This is a genomic window from Stenotrophomonas sp. YJH_SMC_101-4 (assembly GCF_059370395.1).
Window position 1 is genome coordinate 49,661 of record NZ_JCAFTP010000004.1, and the last position, 15,917, is coordinate 65,577.

Sequence of the window (15,917 nt, forward strand, 5' to 3'; positions counted from 1 at the left end):
TTTTCTTTTTTCTTTTCCGCGGTTGGACGCGGCAGGCAACTGTCAGAGGCGGGGCGGGATGGGGGCGCGGGGGTGTCCGCGGCATGGATGCCGCGGCCAAGCCTCCACGGACGGATTCACGGCGTCCCCCGCGAACCCATCCCGCCCCGCCAACCGCGGCTTTTGCTCTGAGCGCCCAACCACGAGGGGCTCAGCCGCTGGCCGCCGCAAACTCCGGCCGCGTCAGGTTGTCCGCCTCGCCATCAGTGCACAGCACCTCGTCTTCGATGCGGATGCCGCCATACGGGCGGAAGAAGTCCACGCGCTCCCAGTTGATCGCGTCGCCATGGCCGGCGTCCTTCACTTCGTTCAACAGCATGTCGATGAAGTACAGGCCCGGTTCGATGGTCACCACCATGCCCGGTTCCAGCACGCGGGTCAGGCGCAGGTACGGATGGCCGGCCGGGCGTTCGATGCGGCCGCCTTCGTCACTGGCCGCGAACCCCGCCACGTCGTGCACCTGCAGGCCGATCAGGTGGCCGATGCCGTGCGGGAAGAATGCGGCGCTGACGCCGGTCTCCAGCGCGGTCTGCGGCGATACCTTGATCACGCCGAAGTCCTTCAGCACGCCCATCAGCGAAAGATGCGCGTCCACGTGCAGCTGCTTGTAGTCGAAGCCCGGGCGCACCGCCGCGCACATCTGCTGCTGGGCCGCGTCGACGGCGGCGATCATCGCAGCAAACTCGTCGTGGCCCTGCGCGGCGTAGGTGCGGGTGATGTCGCTGGCGTAGCCGTAGGCGCTGGCACCGGCATCGATCAGGAAGCTGCGCAGCGGCTGCGGCGCCTTGCGGCCCAGCTCGGTGTAGTGCAGCACCGCAGCGTGCTCGTTCAGGGCCACGATGTTGCCGTACGGCAGCTCGTTGGCGTCCTGGCCGACGGCCTGGCAATAGGCCATGTGGATGCTGAACTCGTCGGCGCCGTTGCGGAACGCGGCTTCGGCGGCACGGTGGCCACGCACGCCCAGCACCTGCGCCTGACGCATCAGCGCGATCTCATACGGCGTCTTGCTGCCGCGGTGCCATTCCAGGTAATTCACCACCGGCGCCGGGTTGTTCGGCACGTAATTGCCCAGCGCGCTCTGCGGTTCGCCGAGGATCGCGCAGCGCGCCGGGTCGGCCGGCAGCAGGGCCAGCGCCTCTTCGGGCTTGCGGATGATGTGGATGTCGAAGTGCTCCACCCACCAGCCGCTGGGCGCGTCCGGCACCACGTGCCAGTAGTCGAAGGGCTGGTGGAAGATCACGGCCGGGCGCTTGCCCGGGGTGAACACGATCCAGCTGTTGGGCACGCGGGTCAGCGGCAGCCAGGCCTTGAACTGCGGATTGACCGCATACGGGTAGTCGCGGTCGTCGAACACCTGGTAGTGCAGGGTGCCGCTGGGCACCACCAGGTGATCGAAGCCACCGCGGGCCAGCGCCTGTTCGGCACGTCGGCACAGCACGGCCAGGTGGTCGGAATACAGGGCGCCGGGGTCTTGCTGGATCATTGCGGTGGCTCGACACGGAAAACGGCCCTAGATTCTGCCGCATACCGCGAAAAACCGCTGTGCCGGAACCGGCACTCAGGCCGTCGAAACCGGTCCCTCGTCGCTGTCCTCGCCCACCCACTGCCGCAGCAGCTGCCGATGCTCGCGTGACAGGGTGAGGAAGCGGAAGCCGGTCCAGCTTTGCCCGGGTACGTGCGCGGGCTCGCTCCATAGCAGATGCACGCCCACGTCGATGGCCTGCTGGCGGCCATCACCCAGTGGCAACGGGAAGCGCAGCTGGTACAGCGCATCCTCGCGCAGCGGCACGCTGGCCAGCATCAGCATGCCGGTTTCGGAGACATTGCCGAGGCGCCCGACCACGCACTCGCGCATCTGGTCGGTGACCGGCACCAGGTCCGAGACCTGGCGGCGCGGCGCGCGGCGGGTGTCCTGCGGCGGTACGGCTTTCATGCGGGGGTCTCCTGTGCGCGGCCCGTGGCCAGTGCACGCAGCGCACCGAGGCTGGCTTCCCAGGCACGGTCGACCAGCCGGCCCTTGTCTTCGGTGACCAGCTGCGCGCGCCCGGCACTGATCTGCCGCGCCAGCGTATCCAGGTCGGTATCGGTGATCTTCTGCCCGCGCGCATTGACGAACAACGCATGGCCGGTCAGCAGGCTGTACCAGGACAGGCGCTGGCGGCGCAGCGTGCCATCGCCCGTGTCGATGTCGAACCAGCTGCCGAACGGCAGCGTGGACAGCTGCTGGTAGGCCGCTTCTTCGGCGCTGCTGCGTGGTGTGGCAGGCGCGGTGCCACTGTTCGTGCCGGCGTGCTCGCCCAAGCGCGCACGTGCCTTCAGGCGTGCGCTGAGCTCGGTACGCGAGGTGCTTTCATCCTCGCCGCCGGGCGTGGCCAGCCTGCGCGCGACGGCGGCGGCTTCCTCGGCGTGGTAGCCGACCTGCAGCAGTGCGGCCTCCACGTCCGCTGCCAGCGCGGTATCGGTGCCGCCAGGGGCGTCGACGGCCTGTGCGGTGATGGCAGCGATGCGCTCGGTCTGTTGCAGGCGCTCCTGCCACTGTGGCGAATCGTCGCCATGGCGCAGGCGGGTGAGGGTCAGTGCATCGGCCCAGGCCTGGCGCAGCAGGGTCTGCACGAAGCGCGGCGGCGACTGCGTGTCGCAGCATTGGTCGATCTGCGCGGTGGCCTGGCGACGGGCCAGTTCCAATCGTTCCTTGCCGCGCGCGGCTTCCACATGGCGGCGCTCGGCCAGTTCGGCACGATGGGCCGCCGCGCGCTGGTGCTGCTGCACGTCTTCGTTGGCGGCGGCAAAGGCCTCCGGCGCACGTGCATCCTGCCCCAGCAGGCCCTGCACGCTTTGCGCCATGCGCTGCAGCAGCTGTGGGTCCACATCGTCATCGCCCAGCCAGTTGGCGCCGACTTCGGCGATCTGGTTGAGCAGCTCACGCGCGGGGTGTTCGTCGCGCACGAAGAAGCCCGGGTCGGCCATGGCCGCGCGTGCCAGGGGCACTTGCAGGCGCGCCAGCAGGGCGGCCGGCACCGGATCGGGACGCTGCTGCTGCTGCACCTGCTGCATCAGCATGCGCAGCAGGTCGAGGTTGTCACGGTCGTGACTGCCCAGCTGGGCCTGCGCACCATGCTCGCTGCGCAGCTGCGCGACCACGGCAGCCTGCAGGTCGGCCACTCCGGTTGCGGCACTGGACTGGGCCTGCAGGCGCGCGAGGACTGCGTCGACTGCCGCGCTGGGCACTGCGCCGCTGTCCGCAGGGGCAGGGCTGGCATGCCGTGCCTGCTGCAGCAGTTCATGGAATGCACCGCCGGTGGACGTGGTTACGCCCGGCGTGGCGGGGCCGGCTGCGCCGCCCCCGTGGAAGGCGTCCTGTACCAGGCTGGACCAGGAGCCGGCCGGTGCCGAACCGTTCCAGCCGGTCAGCGGGGCTGCGGCGCGCTTGGCCGGCTGCGTGGTGCGGCCGCCACCCACCGACTGGGTGATGATCCGCCGCGTGCTCGACGAGCGTGCCAGGTAGGGGGTGTAGACCAGCCCCGGCAGTACGCCGGACTGGGCCAGCAGGGCATTGGCACGGTCAAGGATATCGCCCAGCCGTTCCAGCACCTGCCGTTCGAAACTGCGATACAGCGCCAGCTGTACCTCGACGCTCAGCGCGTCCTGTTCGGCAATCCGGCGCACCATCGCGCACAGTGCCTGCGGTGCCAGTGGCAGGGTGTCGGCCTCGAAGGCCGGCGCCGCCGCCAGTACGCCCAAGCGTTGACCCAGCAGGTTCAGTGTGTTGGTTGAACGCAGCGTCTCGCGCCGCACCATCTCGGTCAGCAGCAGGTCGCGATCCACTTCATGCTCATCGACCAGCGACAGCCCGAGCATGCCCGGCAGCGCTGGCGGCGTAGCACTGGTGCTGACACCGCTGGCCGGTTCGCGCAGCCGTGCGAGGGCATCGGCCACGGCGTCGAGCATACGGTCGGCGAAGTGGCCGGAGAACGCATGCAGCTGCCCGCGCTGGGCCATCAGCTCGGCCTGCTGCTGCGGATTGCGTGCGCGGTCGGCGTCGTGAAGCAGATTCTGCTCCAGCGCCTCCACCGTCAGGATCAGGGGCGCGGCCAGCGTCTGCCGGCACAGGCCGATCAGCGCGCCCAACAGCTCACGTACCCGCGGTGGCAGGTCGCTGGCGGCCAGTCGGTTCTTGTCGGCAGGAGTGATGGAAAAGACGGCTGACATCGGCAGGCGGTACCCGGATTCCCGCGGATCGATCTGGTGAATCTACCGTGTCGGCCGCTGTCGGCGCTACTTTAGGGTGGATGTGCCTTCCGTTCGCCAGGCATGGCCCTCTGTCACGCGAGATCAATCTTCCAGGAACAGGCTCACCACATCGTTGGTGAAGCGGCGGCCCAGCTCGGTCGGCTGCACATGGCCATCCGTCACGTCCAGCCAGCCGCGCTGCACGGCCTCGGCCAGCGGTGCGTCCAGCACGCCGCGCGGCAGGCCGGTGCGCGACTCGAAATCGCGCAGGCCGAAACCTTCGTGCAGGCGCAGCAGATTCAGCATGTACTCGAACGGCAGGCGCTCGGGCGCGATCACATCGTCACCACCGAACGAGGCCGGGGTACCCGCGCTGTCCAGGTAGGCCTGCGGATGCTTCAGCTTCCAGCGGCGCAGCACGTGTTCTTCGGCGCCTGAACTGATCTTGCCGTGCGCACCGGCACCGATGCCCAGGTAATCGCCGAAGCGCCAGTAGTTCAGGTTGTGTGCGCTCTGCCGGCCGGGGCGCGCATAGGCGCTGACTTCGTACTGGCCGAAACCGGCCTGCGCGAGCAGTGCCTGGCAGTGTTCCTGCATGTCCCAGGCGTTGTCTTCATCGGGAATGCCCTGCGGCGGCCGCGCGAAGAACACCGTGTTCGGTTCCAGGGTCAGCTGGTAGTGCGAGATGTGCGCCGGCTGCAGCGCGAACGCGCGTTCCAGATCGGCCTCGGCGCCGGCCAGGGTCTGTTCCGGCAGCGCGTACATCAGGTCGATGTTGAAGTTGTCGTAGCCCGCGTCCTGCGCCATTTTCACCGCGCGCTCGGCTTCGCCACTGTCGTGGATACGGCCCAGGCGCTTGAGCATCGCGTCGTCAAAACTCTGGATGCCGAAGCTGAGGCGGTTCACGCCGGCCGCGCGGTAGCGGTCGAAACGACCATGCTCGGCGGTGCCCGGGTTGGTCTCCAGGGTGATCTCGGCATTGGGCGCGAAACGCAGGCGCGCGCTGGCCTGCTGAAGGAAACGGTCGATCGCTTCCGGCGGGAACAGGCTGGGCGTACCACCACCGAAGAACACGCTGTGCACCACCCGGCCCCAGACCAGTGGCAAGTCCTGGTCCAGGTCACGCAGCAGCGCGTCGATGTAGGCATCGAACGGCAGTTCGCCCTTGGCCTGGTGCGAATTGAAATCGCAGTACGGGCACTTGCGCACGCACCACGGCAGGTGCACGTACAGCGATAGCGGTGGCGGCACCAGCCGCGGCGGGCTGTCGTGGTCAGCGGAGCAGGCTTCGCCGGGCAGGTGGTTGCAGTGGTCGTGGGCGTGCGGCATGGGCTTCTTCGGTAGTGCCGGCCGCTGGCCGGCTTCCCTGGTTCGATCGGGTGGCGTCAGTACAGCGTCGCCAGCTGTTGCTTGAGCTGCTGCAGGGCAATGGCGCGGTGGCTGATGGCGTTCTTCAGCGCCGGCTCCATTTCCGCGGCGGTCAGGCCGTGGGTGGTGTCCAGGAACACCGGGTTGTAGCCGAAACCATTCGTGCCGCGCAGCTCGCGGATGATCTGGCCCTCCCAACGGCCTTCGCAGATCAGCGGCTGCGGGTCGGTGGCGTGGCGCAGCAGCACGATCACCGCATAGAAGCGGGCGCTGCGCTGGCCGTCGGGAACATCGGCCATCGCGTCCAGCAGCTTGGCGTTGTTGGCCGCGGCGTTGGTCGGGTGACCGGCATAGCGCGCGCTGTACAGGCCCGGCGCACCGCCGAGGGCATCGACGATCAGGCCCGAATCATCGGCCAGCGCCGGCAGGCCGGTTGCTTCGCAGGCGGCGCGCGCCTTCAGCAGCGCGTTCTCGACGAAGGTCAGGCCGGTCTCTTCCACGTCACCCAGGCCCAGCTCAGCGGCCGAGGTGATCTGCAGCGGCAGGTCGGCGAGGATCTCCTGCATCTCCACCAGCTTGCCGGCGTTGTGGCTGGCCAGTACCAGTTTCTTCATTGACGGGGCTCCAGCAGGTCCCAGGTGTTGCCATACAGATCGCGGAACACCGCAACCGTTGCATAGGGTTCTTCGCGCGGCGCTTCCAGGAACTCGACGCCGGCGGCCAGCATCGCCGCGTGGTCGCGGTGGAAGTCATCGGTGTTGAGGAAGAAGGCGACCCGGCCACCGGTCTGGTTGCCGATGCGGCTGCGCTGCTCCTCATTGCTGGCACGGGCCAGCAGCAGGGCAGCGGCACTGCCGTCGGTCGGCCCGACCACCACCCAGCGCTTGTGGCCCTGGTCGATGTCTTCCAGCAGCGTGAAGCCGAGCTTGCCGGTGTACCAGGCGATGGCTTCGTCATAGTCGGCCACCACAAGGGTGGTCAGCGCGATCCGGCGGCTCATGCCGACAGCGCCGCCTGCTGTGCGGCCAGCAGTTCGGTCACGCCCTTTTCGGCCAGGCCCAGCAGCGCGTCCAGCTCGTCGCGACGGAAGGCATGGCCTTCGGCGGTGCCCTGCAGCTCGATGAAGCCGCCACCGTCGTTCATCACCACGTTCATGTCGGTGTCGCAGTCGCTGTCTTCGGCGTAGTCCAGGTCCAGCACCGGGGTGCCGCGGTAGACGCCCACCGACACGGCGGCCACTGCGCCCAGGATCGGGTTGCGCTTGATGTCGCCGCGCTTCATCAGCACGTTCACTGCATCGACCAGGGCCACGTAGGCGCCGGTGATGGCGGCGGTGCGGGTGCCACCGTCGGCCTGCAGCACGTCGCAGTCGAGGGTGATGGTGCGTTCGCCCAGCGCGTTGCGGTCCACGCACGCGCGCAGGCTGCGGCCGATCAGGCGCTGGATCTCCAGCGTGCGGCCGCCCTGCTTGCCACGGGCCGCTTCACGGTCACTACGGGTGTGGGTGGCGCGCGGCAGCATGCCGTACTCGGCGGTGACCCAGCCTTCGCCCTTGCCGCGCAGGAAGCCCGGCACGCGGTTCTCGACGCTGGCGGTGCACAGCACGCGGGTTTCACCGAAGCACACCAGCACCGAACCTTCGGCGTGGCGGGTGAAGCCGCGTTGGATGACGACCGGGCGGAGCTGGTCGGGCTGGCGGCCGCTGGGGCGGGAATCGGACATGGTGCGGGTTCCGTAATGGCGAGGGAGTACGCCGCCACGCCCGCGGCCTTCACGGGGCGGGCAAGGGGGCTCTGATGAGGGCGCTAGGGTACCATTCCCCCTTTGCACGCACCGGACACAATCCATGATTCGAAGCATGACCGCCTATGCCGGCGGCGAGCGGGTCACCCCGTGGGGCACGCTGGGCTGCGAGCTGCGCTCGGTCAACCACCGCTTCCTGGAGGTCGGCACCCGCCTGCCCGAGGAACTGCGGGCGCTCGAACCGCAGCTGCGCGAGCGCATCGCCGCACGCCTGAGCCGTGGCAAGCTGGATCTGGTGATGCGCCTGCGCGCGCCGGAAGCGGCGGCCAACCTGCAGGTGGACGAGGCCCTGCTGGGCCAGCTGGGCCGCCTGGCCCACCGCCTGACCTCCGATTTCCCCAACCTGCAGGTCAGCTTCACCGACCTGCTGCAGCTGCCGGGCGTGACCCGTGGCGAGGCGACCGACGCCGCCGCCCTGCAGGTCGAGGCACTGGCCCTGCTGGACCAGGTGCTGGACGGCTTCGTCGAGGCCCGTGAGCGCGAAGGCGGCAAGTTGTCGGCCGCCATCAGCGAGCGCGTGGACGGCATCGAACGCATCGCCACCGAAGTCCGCATGCTGATTCCGGCCATTCGCGACGGCCAGCGTGCCAAGCTGGCCGCACGCCTGGCCGACCTGCCGCACCCGGTCGATCCCGGCCGCGCCGAGCAGGAACTGGTGCTGTGGCTGCAGAAGCTGGACGTGGATGAAGAGCTGGACCGTCTTGGCAGCCACATCGTCGAGATCCGCCGCGTGCTCAAGCAGCGTGAGCCGGTCGGCCGCCGCCTGGACTTCCTGCTGCAGGAGTTCAACCGCGAAGCCAACACGCTGGGCTCGAAGTCGGTGGACAGCCGCACGTCCAATGCAGCGGTGGAACTGAAGGTGCTGATCGACCAGATCCGCGAACAGGTGCAGAACATCGAGTGATGCTGCATCCAGCGCTACAGCAGGGGCGCGCTTAGAGCGCCCCTGTCGTTTCAGCGCTTCAGCGCACGCTGACGCCCGGCGCTCCTTCGCCCAAGTGCCCCACCACGGCCGCCTGGACGAACCCTGCGTCGTGGAAACAGGCCAGCACCGCATCCACCGCTTCCGGGGCGCAAGACACCAGCAGGCCACCGCTGGTCTGCGGGTCGGTCAGCAGCGGCTGCCAATGTGCTGGCAACCCCTCGGCGAAGCGCACCTCGGTGCCATAGGAAGTCCAGTTGCGGTGGGAGGCGCCGGTCACGCAACCACGCTGCAGCAGCTCCAGCGCCTGTGGCAGCAGCGGCACCTGTGCACTGTCCACCTCGGCGGCAACGCCACTGGCACGGCACACTTCCAGCAGGTGGCCGAGCAGGCCGAAGCCGGTGACGTCGGTCATGGCATGCACGCCGTCCAGCGCGGCCAGCGGCATGCCCACGGTGTTAAGTCGGGTGGTCGACGCGATCATCTGCCGGTAGCCGTCGGCATCCAGCACTTCTTTTTTCAATGCTGACGAATACACGCCCACGCCCAGCGGCTTGCCCAGCACCAGCACATCGCCGGCGCGGGCATCGGCATTGCGCTTGAGCCGCTGCGGGTCGAGCACGCCGATCGCGGCCAGGCCGTAGATGGGTTCCACCGAATCGATGCTGTGGCCGCCAGCTACCACGATGCCGGCATCGGCGCAGGCGCGTTCGCCGCCCTGCAGGATGCCGCGGATGGTGTCCTGCGGCAGCGTGTTGATCGGCATGCCGACGATGGCCAGTGCGAACAATGGCCGGGCACCCATCGCGTACAGGTCCGACAGCGCGTTGGTGGCGGCGATGCGGCCGAAGTCGAATGGATCGTCGACGATCGGCATGAAGAAATCAGTGGTGGCGACAATCGCCTGGCGGTCATCAAGGCGGTACACCGCGGCGTCGTCGCTGGTCTCGCGACCAACCAGCAGCTCAGCCGGTGCCGGAAGCGCCGGCACGCCGCGCAGCAGTTCGGTCAGCACGCCCGGCGCGATCTTGCAGCCGCAGCCGCCGCCGTGCGCCAGCGAGGTCAGGCGTTGCGGGGCATCGGCCGTTGAAGGGGCGGGGGACTGCGCGTGCGTGGCCATGCCGACATCTCCTGCGGAAACACGAATGGCGGAAGGCAGCAGGAGTCGAACCTACCAGGGAACGATCGACGCCCCCTACTGGGTTTGAAGCCCAGCCGCATGCCCGGATGCGCATGCCTTCCGAAAGTACGGCGGTAGCGGTGGGCTCAGTCGCGGGCTGCGTTCCACTGCAGGTCGCCACGCGGCCGATGCTGGTCACCGACGCGTCGAGTGTAGCCAACGCGATTGAAGAACTCCAAGATCTGGATGCTGCGCTTGCGGCCCAGGCCGATGGCATCGCGGAAAGCGGCCGCATCCACCGCGCCGCTGGCCTGCGACAGCTGCGCGACGATCGTGGCCAGCTCGGCAATGCGGGCCGGTGCATAGAACAGGTCCGGTACCACCTGGAACAGTTCGCCACGTGTGGTGGCGCGGCGCAGAATGGCGCGGACCTCGTCTTCGGCCAGGCCGATGTCGGCGGCCAGGGTGCGCACCCACGGCGGATCGAAGCCACCGGCGTGCAGTTGCGGCAGCACGCGCTCCAGCAGCAGACGCTCGCGTTCCGGTGGCACATGGTCATGGCCTGGCAGGCGCCACCAGGCGCCCACGCGCTGCACGCTGCCGTCGTCCAGCAGGTCCTGGAGAAGCGCGTTCCACAGGCTCGTTGCCAGTGCAGGCAGGGTGCTGCGTTGCAGGCGCCCGCTGTCGACACCGGGTTCGTCAGGTCGTCGTTCATGCCAGCCACGCAGTGAGGCGATTACCTGTTCGCGTAGCACCTGCCAGTGCGCAGCGAGGATGACCACCGTGTCGTCGCGGGTGGCGATGCGCTGTGCGCCTGCAGGAAGATCGATCCGGTCGGCGGCGCGCCGGCAGTAGCGCTGCAGTGCGGCCAATGGAATTCCGGTGGCCGCCTGCTGAAGCAGCGGGCCAACATCTGCGCTGGTGGCCAGCTGTTCCAGCGCCACCAGCCACGCCAGGCGTGCAGGGCTGCGCCGCCGCCGCTGTGGCGGATCCGGATCGAGTACGACACCGCCGCCCAGCGTACGGGTTGCCGCCGAGTCGCGGGCAATGAAGCGATCGCCACACATCGCACAGACCGGCGCATCGAACACCAGTTGCACCAACTGCCCATTGCCGTGATCGTCGTCCTCCAGCAGCACCACATGGGCCTGCCGGTGCATCGTGCCCCAGTGGATATGCAGCGGCGCCCAGTCGCGCAATGGCGCGGCCAACGCGGACAGCCGCAGGCGCACATCAACGCGGGTGGTGGGCAGCAGTGCGCGCGGGTCGGCGATCCAGTCGCCACGGCGGATGTCGTCACGAGCGATGGCTGCCAGGTTCAACGCGCAGCGCTGCCCGGCCATCGCGTGGTCGCTGGCCTGGTTCTGCGCGTGGATGCTGCGTATGCGCACTTCAGTGGCAGCCGGCATCAGCTGCAGATGCTCACCCACCAAGGCGATGCCGCCATGTACCGCGCCGGTCACCAGCGTGCCGTGGCCGGCCAGCGAGAACACGCGGTCCACCGGCATGCGGAACAGTTCGCTGCGCAGTTCGGCCTGGTGCGTGCTGGCGTCGTCCGCCGCCCACGCGTGCAGCTGGGTACGCAGTGCACTGATGCCGGCATCATCGGCTGAGGTGCTGTTGCAGGCGAATACAGGGGAATCCTGTAGCGGCGTTCCGGCCAGCAGCGCAGCGATCTCGATCTCGACCCGGGCGATGCGCGCTACATCCACACGGTCGATCTTGGTCAGCGCCACCGCACCGCGGTCCACGCCCAGCAGTTGCAGGATGGCCAGATGCTCGCGGGTCTGTGGCATCACGCCGTCGTCGGCAGCGATCACCAGCAGGGCGACATCGATACCCGTGGCGCCGGCCACCATCGTGTGCACGAAGCGCTCATGGCCCGGAACGTCGACGAAGCCCAGCGTCGCGGCCGAGCCTTCGACGTCCCTGCTTTCCACCGGGACATAGGCGTAGCCCAGTTCGATCGAAATGCCGCGCGTACGCTCTTCCTGCAGGCGATCGGTTTCGATGCCGGTCAGTGCGCGTACCAGGCTTGTTTTGCCATGGTCGATATGCCCGGCGGTGCCGACGATCATGCCTGCAGCGCGCTCCATTGGGCGAGGAAGGCCGTTTCGTCCCCGGGTTCCAGGCAGCGCAGGTCCAGCCACAACGCGTCATCGGCAATGCGGCCCAGCACCGGGCGCGGTAGCTGACGCAAGCGCTTGGCCAGGCGATCCAGTCCGCCACGGCGTGCGCTGGCAATGCGCAGTCCGGCGCTGGCAAGCTGCGCCTGTGGCTGCGCGCCGCTGCCGATCTGGCTGTGCATCGAAGCAGGATCGAGGGTGTAGTCCGTCGCCAGCGAGGCACGCATCGGCTGCAGCAGGCGCTGGGCCTGCGCATCGATGTCGTCCTGCGTGCGCGACAGCGTGCGCAGGGTCGGCAGGCGCTGTGCCAGCAGCTCCGGTTCGCGGTACAGGGCCAGCACCGCTTCCAGCGCAGCCAGGCCCATCTTGTCCATGCGCAGCGCGCGCTTGAGCGGGTTGCGGTTGATCCGCGCGATCAGGTCGGCGCGGCCGGCGATGATGCCGGCCTGAGGCCCACCCAGCAGCTTGTCGCCACTGAACGAAACCAGATCGGCGCCGGCTGCCAGCGTTTCCTGCACGGTGGGCTCGTGCGGCAGGCCGAACGTGGCCAGATCGCACAGGCTGCCACTGCCCAGGTCCACCACCAGCGGCAGGCCGTGTTCGTGCGCGATTGCCGCCATCGCCGCGGTGTCGACCTTTGCGGTGAAGCCGGTGATCGCGTAGTTGCTGGCGTGCACCTCCATCAGCAGTGCGGTGCGCGCGCCGATGGCGTTGGCGAAGTCAGCCGGATGGGTGCGGTTGGTGGTGCCTACTTCCAGCAACCGGGCACCGGCGCTGCGCATCACGTCGGGAATGCGGAAGGCGCCACCGATCTCCACCAGTTCGCCGCGCGACACCACCACGTCGCGGCGGTTGGCCAGGCTGTTGAGCAGCAGCAGGACCGCCGCCGCATTGTTGTTGACCACGGTGGCGGCTTCAGCGCCGGTCAGTTCGCAGATCAATGCCTGCACCCGTGCATCGCGGTCGCCGCGACGACCACGGATGACGTCGAACTCCAGATCCACCGGCGCGGTCATCGCGCGGGTGACTGCGTGCACGGCGGCATCGGGCAGCAATGCGCGCCCGAGATTGGTGTGCAGTACGGTGCCGGTCAGATTGAACATCGGCTGCAGATCCAGCCGTGCATCGGCCGCCAGGGCGGACTCGATCGCCGCGACCAGCGCCGGACCGCCAACCGCTTCCTGCAGCTGCGCGGCCGAAAGCTGGCCGGCGCTGATACGGTCGCGCAGCACCTGCAGGTGCGAACGCAGCAGCCGGGTGATACGACTATGGCCGTGGCCCTCGATCAGTGCTGCCAGGGCAGGCAGGCGCAGCAACCGGTCCAGCGAGGGCAGGGCGGAAACCGATGCCGGGGTGGAGGGCGTGGCTGTCATCGCCTCACTCGCCGTCGGATTGCCACAGCAGCGGATTCTGGCTGGCGCGCGCATAACCTTCTTCGCCCAGCAGCAGGTCCAGCGCCAACGTGCCGAGGTCATCGGCGACCGGTTCCAGTGAGGGATCCTTTTCCAGGTACAGGATCTTGCGGTAGCTGTGGCAGTGGTCGCAGGTCTCGGCACGGACCGCGCTCTCGCGCACGGCCTCGCCGCTGTCGCCATCCACATCGGCCAGGGCGCGGTAGGCGATGTCCTTGCCGGCGGTGCCACACTGGCTGCACTGCACGCGCACGTAGTGCCACTGGCACGCGCACAGGGAGCACGACAGGTAACGGTAGGACGCATAGGGTGGGCGTGCCTGCACCACGCTGACCACCGGTAGCGAGCCGCACAACGGGCACAGGCCGGGTGCATCGGCCAGCGGTTTCAGGTCGGTGGAGCGGAAGCTGTCCGCCAGCACCGCCCAGTAGACCTGCAGTGCGTTCATTACCAGCAGCGCCGCGACCGCGTCCACCGATGGCGCATCATCACGCTCCAGCACGGCATGGGCCTGCGCATCCAGCCAGGCATCGTCGGCAGCGGCGACGCGCTGCAGCTCCTGGCGGGTTTCTACCGGCAGCCCGGCTTCGTCGGCACAGTGCTGGCACAGCGTGCGCAGCCAGTCGCGCCAGCGTCCATCAAGTTGAAGCGTGTTGGCCGGCCGCAACGGCATGCCGGCACCGACCGCCGCACTCGACTGCTGCGCACGCGCCTGCGACTGCAGAGCCTCGCGCTGCTGCGGTGTCAGTTCATCCAGCAGCGCCTGCTGTGCATCGGCCAACGCCGCCAGCAGCTGCAGGTAACCGCCGATGGCACTGTGCGCGGCCAGGCTGCGCAGTCGCGCCGCGCGCTCAGCGAACAGTGACTCAATATCGGGCAGGATGATGCGCGGCACATCGCGCGAGGCCAGCGTCTCGATCTCACCGGGTTCAAGGATGCGTTGCGCCATGCAGGGCCAGCCAGAAGAACCAGCCTCCATCCTCGCCGTTGTCGGCGCTGGCGTCCAGCGTGTTCGAGGCAGAGCAGTCGAGCATGGTTCGACTCTACAAAAGTCGGTTTCGGTCGTTCCCGTGTTCATCGTGTCGACCAAGGTCGACACCCACCAATCGCAACGTAGAACGCCGTCCCGACAGATCGCAGGAAACTGTCGAAGGCGGGGTGGGTCCGGTTGCGGGGGTGTCCGCGGCATGGATGCCGCGGCCAAGCCCCCAAGGACGGGTTTACGGCGTCCCCCGCAACCGGACCCACCCGGCCACCCCTCAGGAAGCCAGCTTTTGACGTTGACGTTGACGTTGACGTTGCCTCTGCGGGTGCAGGGCCGCAGGCCCTGCCGCTACCCCTCTTCCCGGCGCCCGCGCAGGATGTCCCGGAACCACTGCCGGTGATGCTTGTACGCCCACCCGTAGGTCACCTTGCCCTGGGTCATCGCCCGCACTGACCCTTTGATCCAGATCGCCGCATAGATGTGCACCACGATCGCGCAGATCAGCACCCAGCCGAACAGCGCATGGGCAAGTACCGAGAAGCGGATTACCCCGATCGGGAAGAAGTGGCTGAAGTACTGCCGCCAGATCACGAAGCCGGTCAGCAGCAGCGCCGACAGGCAACCGATGATCGCCCAGAACAGCAGCTTCTGGCCGGCATTGAAACGGCCCACCGGCGGCAGCTTCTCATCCTCATTGCGCAGCACATCGCGCATGCCGCGCATCCACTTGCCATCGTCGGCGGTCGGCAGGTTGTCGCGCCACATGCGGAACGCCAGCAAGGCGAAGCCCACCACCATCACCAGGCCGATGAACGGATGCAGGATGCGCGTCCACGGCCCACCGCCGAACAGCTGCGTCAGCGGAAACAGGGCAGGGTGGAACAGGGCCAACCCGGACAGCGCGGTCAGCACGAAGCAGATCGCCACGATCCAGTGGTTGATGCGGGTCGGCGCGCGGTAGCGGATGATCTGTCGCGGGTGCGGTGCGTACTTCATGGCCGCTGCTCCTCTTCGATCTGCTTCGCCTCGTGTTCGGCTTCCTCTTCTTCCTCGTCATTGACCGTGTTGCGGCCGATGCCGATGTAATGCAGGAAGCCGGCGAAGGCGGTGGCGGCGATCGCCAGCACGCCCAGCGGCTTGGCCACGCCCTTCCAGACCTCCACCATCGGGCTGATGCGTGGGTCCTTGGGCAGATCGGCGTACAGCTCGGGTTTGTCCACATGCTGCAGCACGTACATCACGTGGGTGCCACCCACGCCCTGCGGGTCGTACAGGCCGGCGTTCTCGTAGCCGCGCGATTTCAGGTCTTCCACACGGCCGGCCGCATGTTCGGTCATCGCCTGCTTGCTGCCGAAGGTGATCGCGCCGGTCGGGCAGGTCTTCACGCAGGCCGGTTCCTGGCCCACCGCCACCCGGTCCGAACACAGCGTGCATTTATAGGCCTTGTGGTCCTTCTTGGAAATGCGCGGCACGTCGAACGGGCAGCCGGTCACGCAGTAGCCGCAGCCGATGCAGTTCTCTTCCTGGAAGTCGACGATGCCGTTGGCGTACTGGATGATCGCGCCGGGCGATGGGCAGGCCTTCAGGCAGCCCGGGTCGCTGCAGTGCATGCAGCCTTCCTTGCGGATCAGCCACTCCAGCTTGCCCTTCTCGTCCTCGTACTCGCGGAACTTCATCACCGTCCACGACTGGTCGCTGAGGTCCGGCGGATTGTCATAGCTGCCAACGCAGCTGCCCACTTCGTCGCGCAGGTCGTTCCACTCCATGCACGCGACCTGGCAGGCCTTGCAGCCGATGCATTTGCTCACGTCGATCAGCTTGGCGACCTGGCCGGTGTGCGCGCTGCGCGCCTGTGGCGAGGGCGTGGTGGTGGCCGAGCGGCGGATGATGTCCAGCGATTGCAGTGACATGG

Annotated in this window: 14 protein-coding genes and 1 tRNA gene; 1 reads left to right on the plus strand and 14 read right to left on the minus strand. The window is 68.1% G+C overall.

Annotated elements, in window-relative coordinates; genetic code table 11:
• Nucleotides 1-190: 190 nt before the first annotated feature.
• The 7 genes from pepQ to rph form a co-directional block, all read right to left on the minus strand.
• On the minus strand, nt 191-1,522 hold the full coding sequence (gene pepQ, locus AC5P8D_RS14585) for a Xaa-Pro dipeptidase (RefSeq protein WP_224328523.1): 1,332 nt from the start codon (nt 1,520-1,522) through the stop codon (nt 191-193).
• Between the two features lie 75 nt (nt 1,523-1,597).
• Nucleotides 1,598-1,972: a PilZ domain-containing protein gene (locus tag AC5P8D_RS14590; RefSeq protein WP_010484030.1), complete on the minus strand. Its 375-nt coding sequence runs from the start codon at nt 1,970-1,972 to the stop codon at nt 1,598-1,600.
• The gene (locus AC5P8D_RS14595; protein ID WP_495203440.1) at nt 1,969-4,248 is read right to left on the minus strand and encodes a DUF1631 family protein; all 2,280 of its coding nucleotides are present in this window, start codon (nt 4,246-4,248) and stop codon (nt 1,969-1,971) included. Before AC5P8D_RS14595 ends, AC5P8D_RS14590 begins: the two co-directional genes overlap by 4 nt.
• A gap of 123 nt (nt 4,249-4,371) precedes the next feature.
• Nucleotides 4,372-5,598 (minus strand): radical SAM family heme chaperone HemW, encoded by a 1,227-nt coding sequence (gene hemW, locus AC5P8D_RS14600; protein ID WP_053443467.1) that lies wholly within the window; start codon nt 5,596-5,598, stop codon nt 4,372-4,374.
• 56 nt (nt 5,599-5,654) lie between these two features.
• Entirely contained in the window at nt 5,655-6,251 is a 597-nt protein-coding gene (gene rdgB, locus AC5P8D_RS14605; protein ID WP_010484033.1) for an RdgB/HAM1 family non-canonical purine NTP pyrophosphatase, read from the minus strand.
• Entirely contained in the window at nt 6,248-6,637 is a 390-nt protein-coding gene (locus AC5P8D_RS14610; RefSeq protein WP_495203441.1) for a VOC family protein, read from the minus strand. The genes rdgB and AC5P8D_RS14610 overlap by 4 nt, the downstream gene beginning before the upstream one ends.
• Nucleotides 6,634-7,359, minus strand: coding sequence for a ribonuclease PH (gene rph / locus AC5P8D_RS14615; protein ID WP_010484035.1), 726 nt, complete (start codon nt 7,357-7,359; stop codon nt 6,634-6,636). Before rph ends, AC5P8D_RS14610 begins: the two co-directional genes overlap by 4 nt.
• Before the next feature lie 124 nt (nt 7,360-7,483).
• Between rph and AC5P8D_RS14620 the strand changes: the two genes are divergently transcribed.
• Nucleotides 7,484-8,344, plus strand: a complete 861-nt coding sequence (locus AC5P8D_RS14620) for a YicC/YloC family endoribonuclease (protein WP_312386257.1) — start codon at nt 7,484-7,486, stop codon at nt 8,342-8,344.
• Nucleotides 8,345-8,402: 58 nt separating this feature from the next.
• On the opposite strand, the gene selD is transcribed toward AC5P8D_RS14620, so the two are convergent.
• The 7 genes from selD to fdxH form a co-directional block, all read right to left on the minus strand.
• The gene (gene selD / locus AC5P8D_RS14625; protein ID WP_430370353.1) at nt 8,403-9,482 is read right to left on the minus strand and encodes a selenide, water dikinase SelD; all 1,080 of its coding nucleotides are present in this window, start codon (nt 9,480-9,482) and stop codon (nt 8,403-8,405) included.
• A 26-nt stretch (nt 9,483-9,508) separates the two neighbouring features.
• Nucleotides 9,509-9,604: transfer RNA gene (locus tag AC5P8D_RS14630), tRNA-Sec, on the minus strand.
• A 24-nt stretch (nt 9,605-9,628) separates the two neighbouring features.
• The gene (gene selB, locus AC5P8D_RS14635; protein ID WP_495203442.1) at nt 9,629-11,560 is read right to left on the minus strand and encodes a selenocysteine-specific translation elongation factor; all 1,932 of its coding nucleotides are present in this window, start codon (nt 11,558-11,560) and stop codon (nt 9,629-9,631) included.
• On the minus strand, nt 11,557-12,981 hold the full coding sequence (gene selA, locus AC5P8D_RS14640; RefSeq protein ID WP_495203443.1) for an L-seryl-tRNA(Sec) selenium transferase: 1,425 nt from the start codon (nt 12,979-12,981) through the stop codon (nt 11,557-11,559). Before selA ends, selB begins: the two co-directional genes overlap by 4 nt.
• Nucleotides 12,982-12,985: 4 nt before the next feature.
• Nucleotides 12,986-13,969: a formate dehydrogenase accessory protein FdhE gene (fdhE, locus tag AC5P8D_RS14645; RefSeq protein WP_495203444.1), complete on the minus strand. Its 984-nt coding sequence runs from the start codon at nt 13,967-13,969 to the stop codon at nt 12,986-12,988.
• Nucleotides 13,970-14,353: 384 nt separating this feature from the next.
• Nucleotides 14,354-15,001, minus strand: a complete 648-nt coding sequence (locus AC5P8D_RS14650; RefSeq protein ID WP_010484041.1) for a formate dehydrogenase subunit gamma — start codon at nt 14,999-15,001, stop codon at nt 14,354-14,356.
• Nucleotides 14,998-15,915: a formate dehydrogenase subunit beta gene (gene fdxH, locus AC5P8D_RS14655; protein WP_010484042.1), complete on the minus strand. Its 918-nt coding sequence runs from the start codon at nt 15,913-15,915 to the stop codon at nt 14,998-15,000. Before fdxH ends, AC5P8D_RS14650 begins: the two co-directional genes overlap by 4 nt.
• Nucleotides 15,916-15,917: the final 2 nt, after the last annotated feature.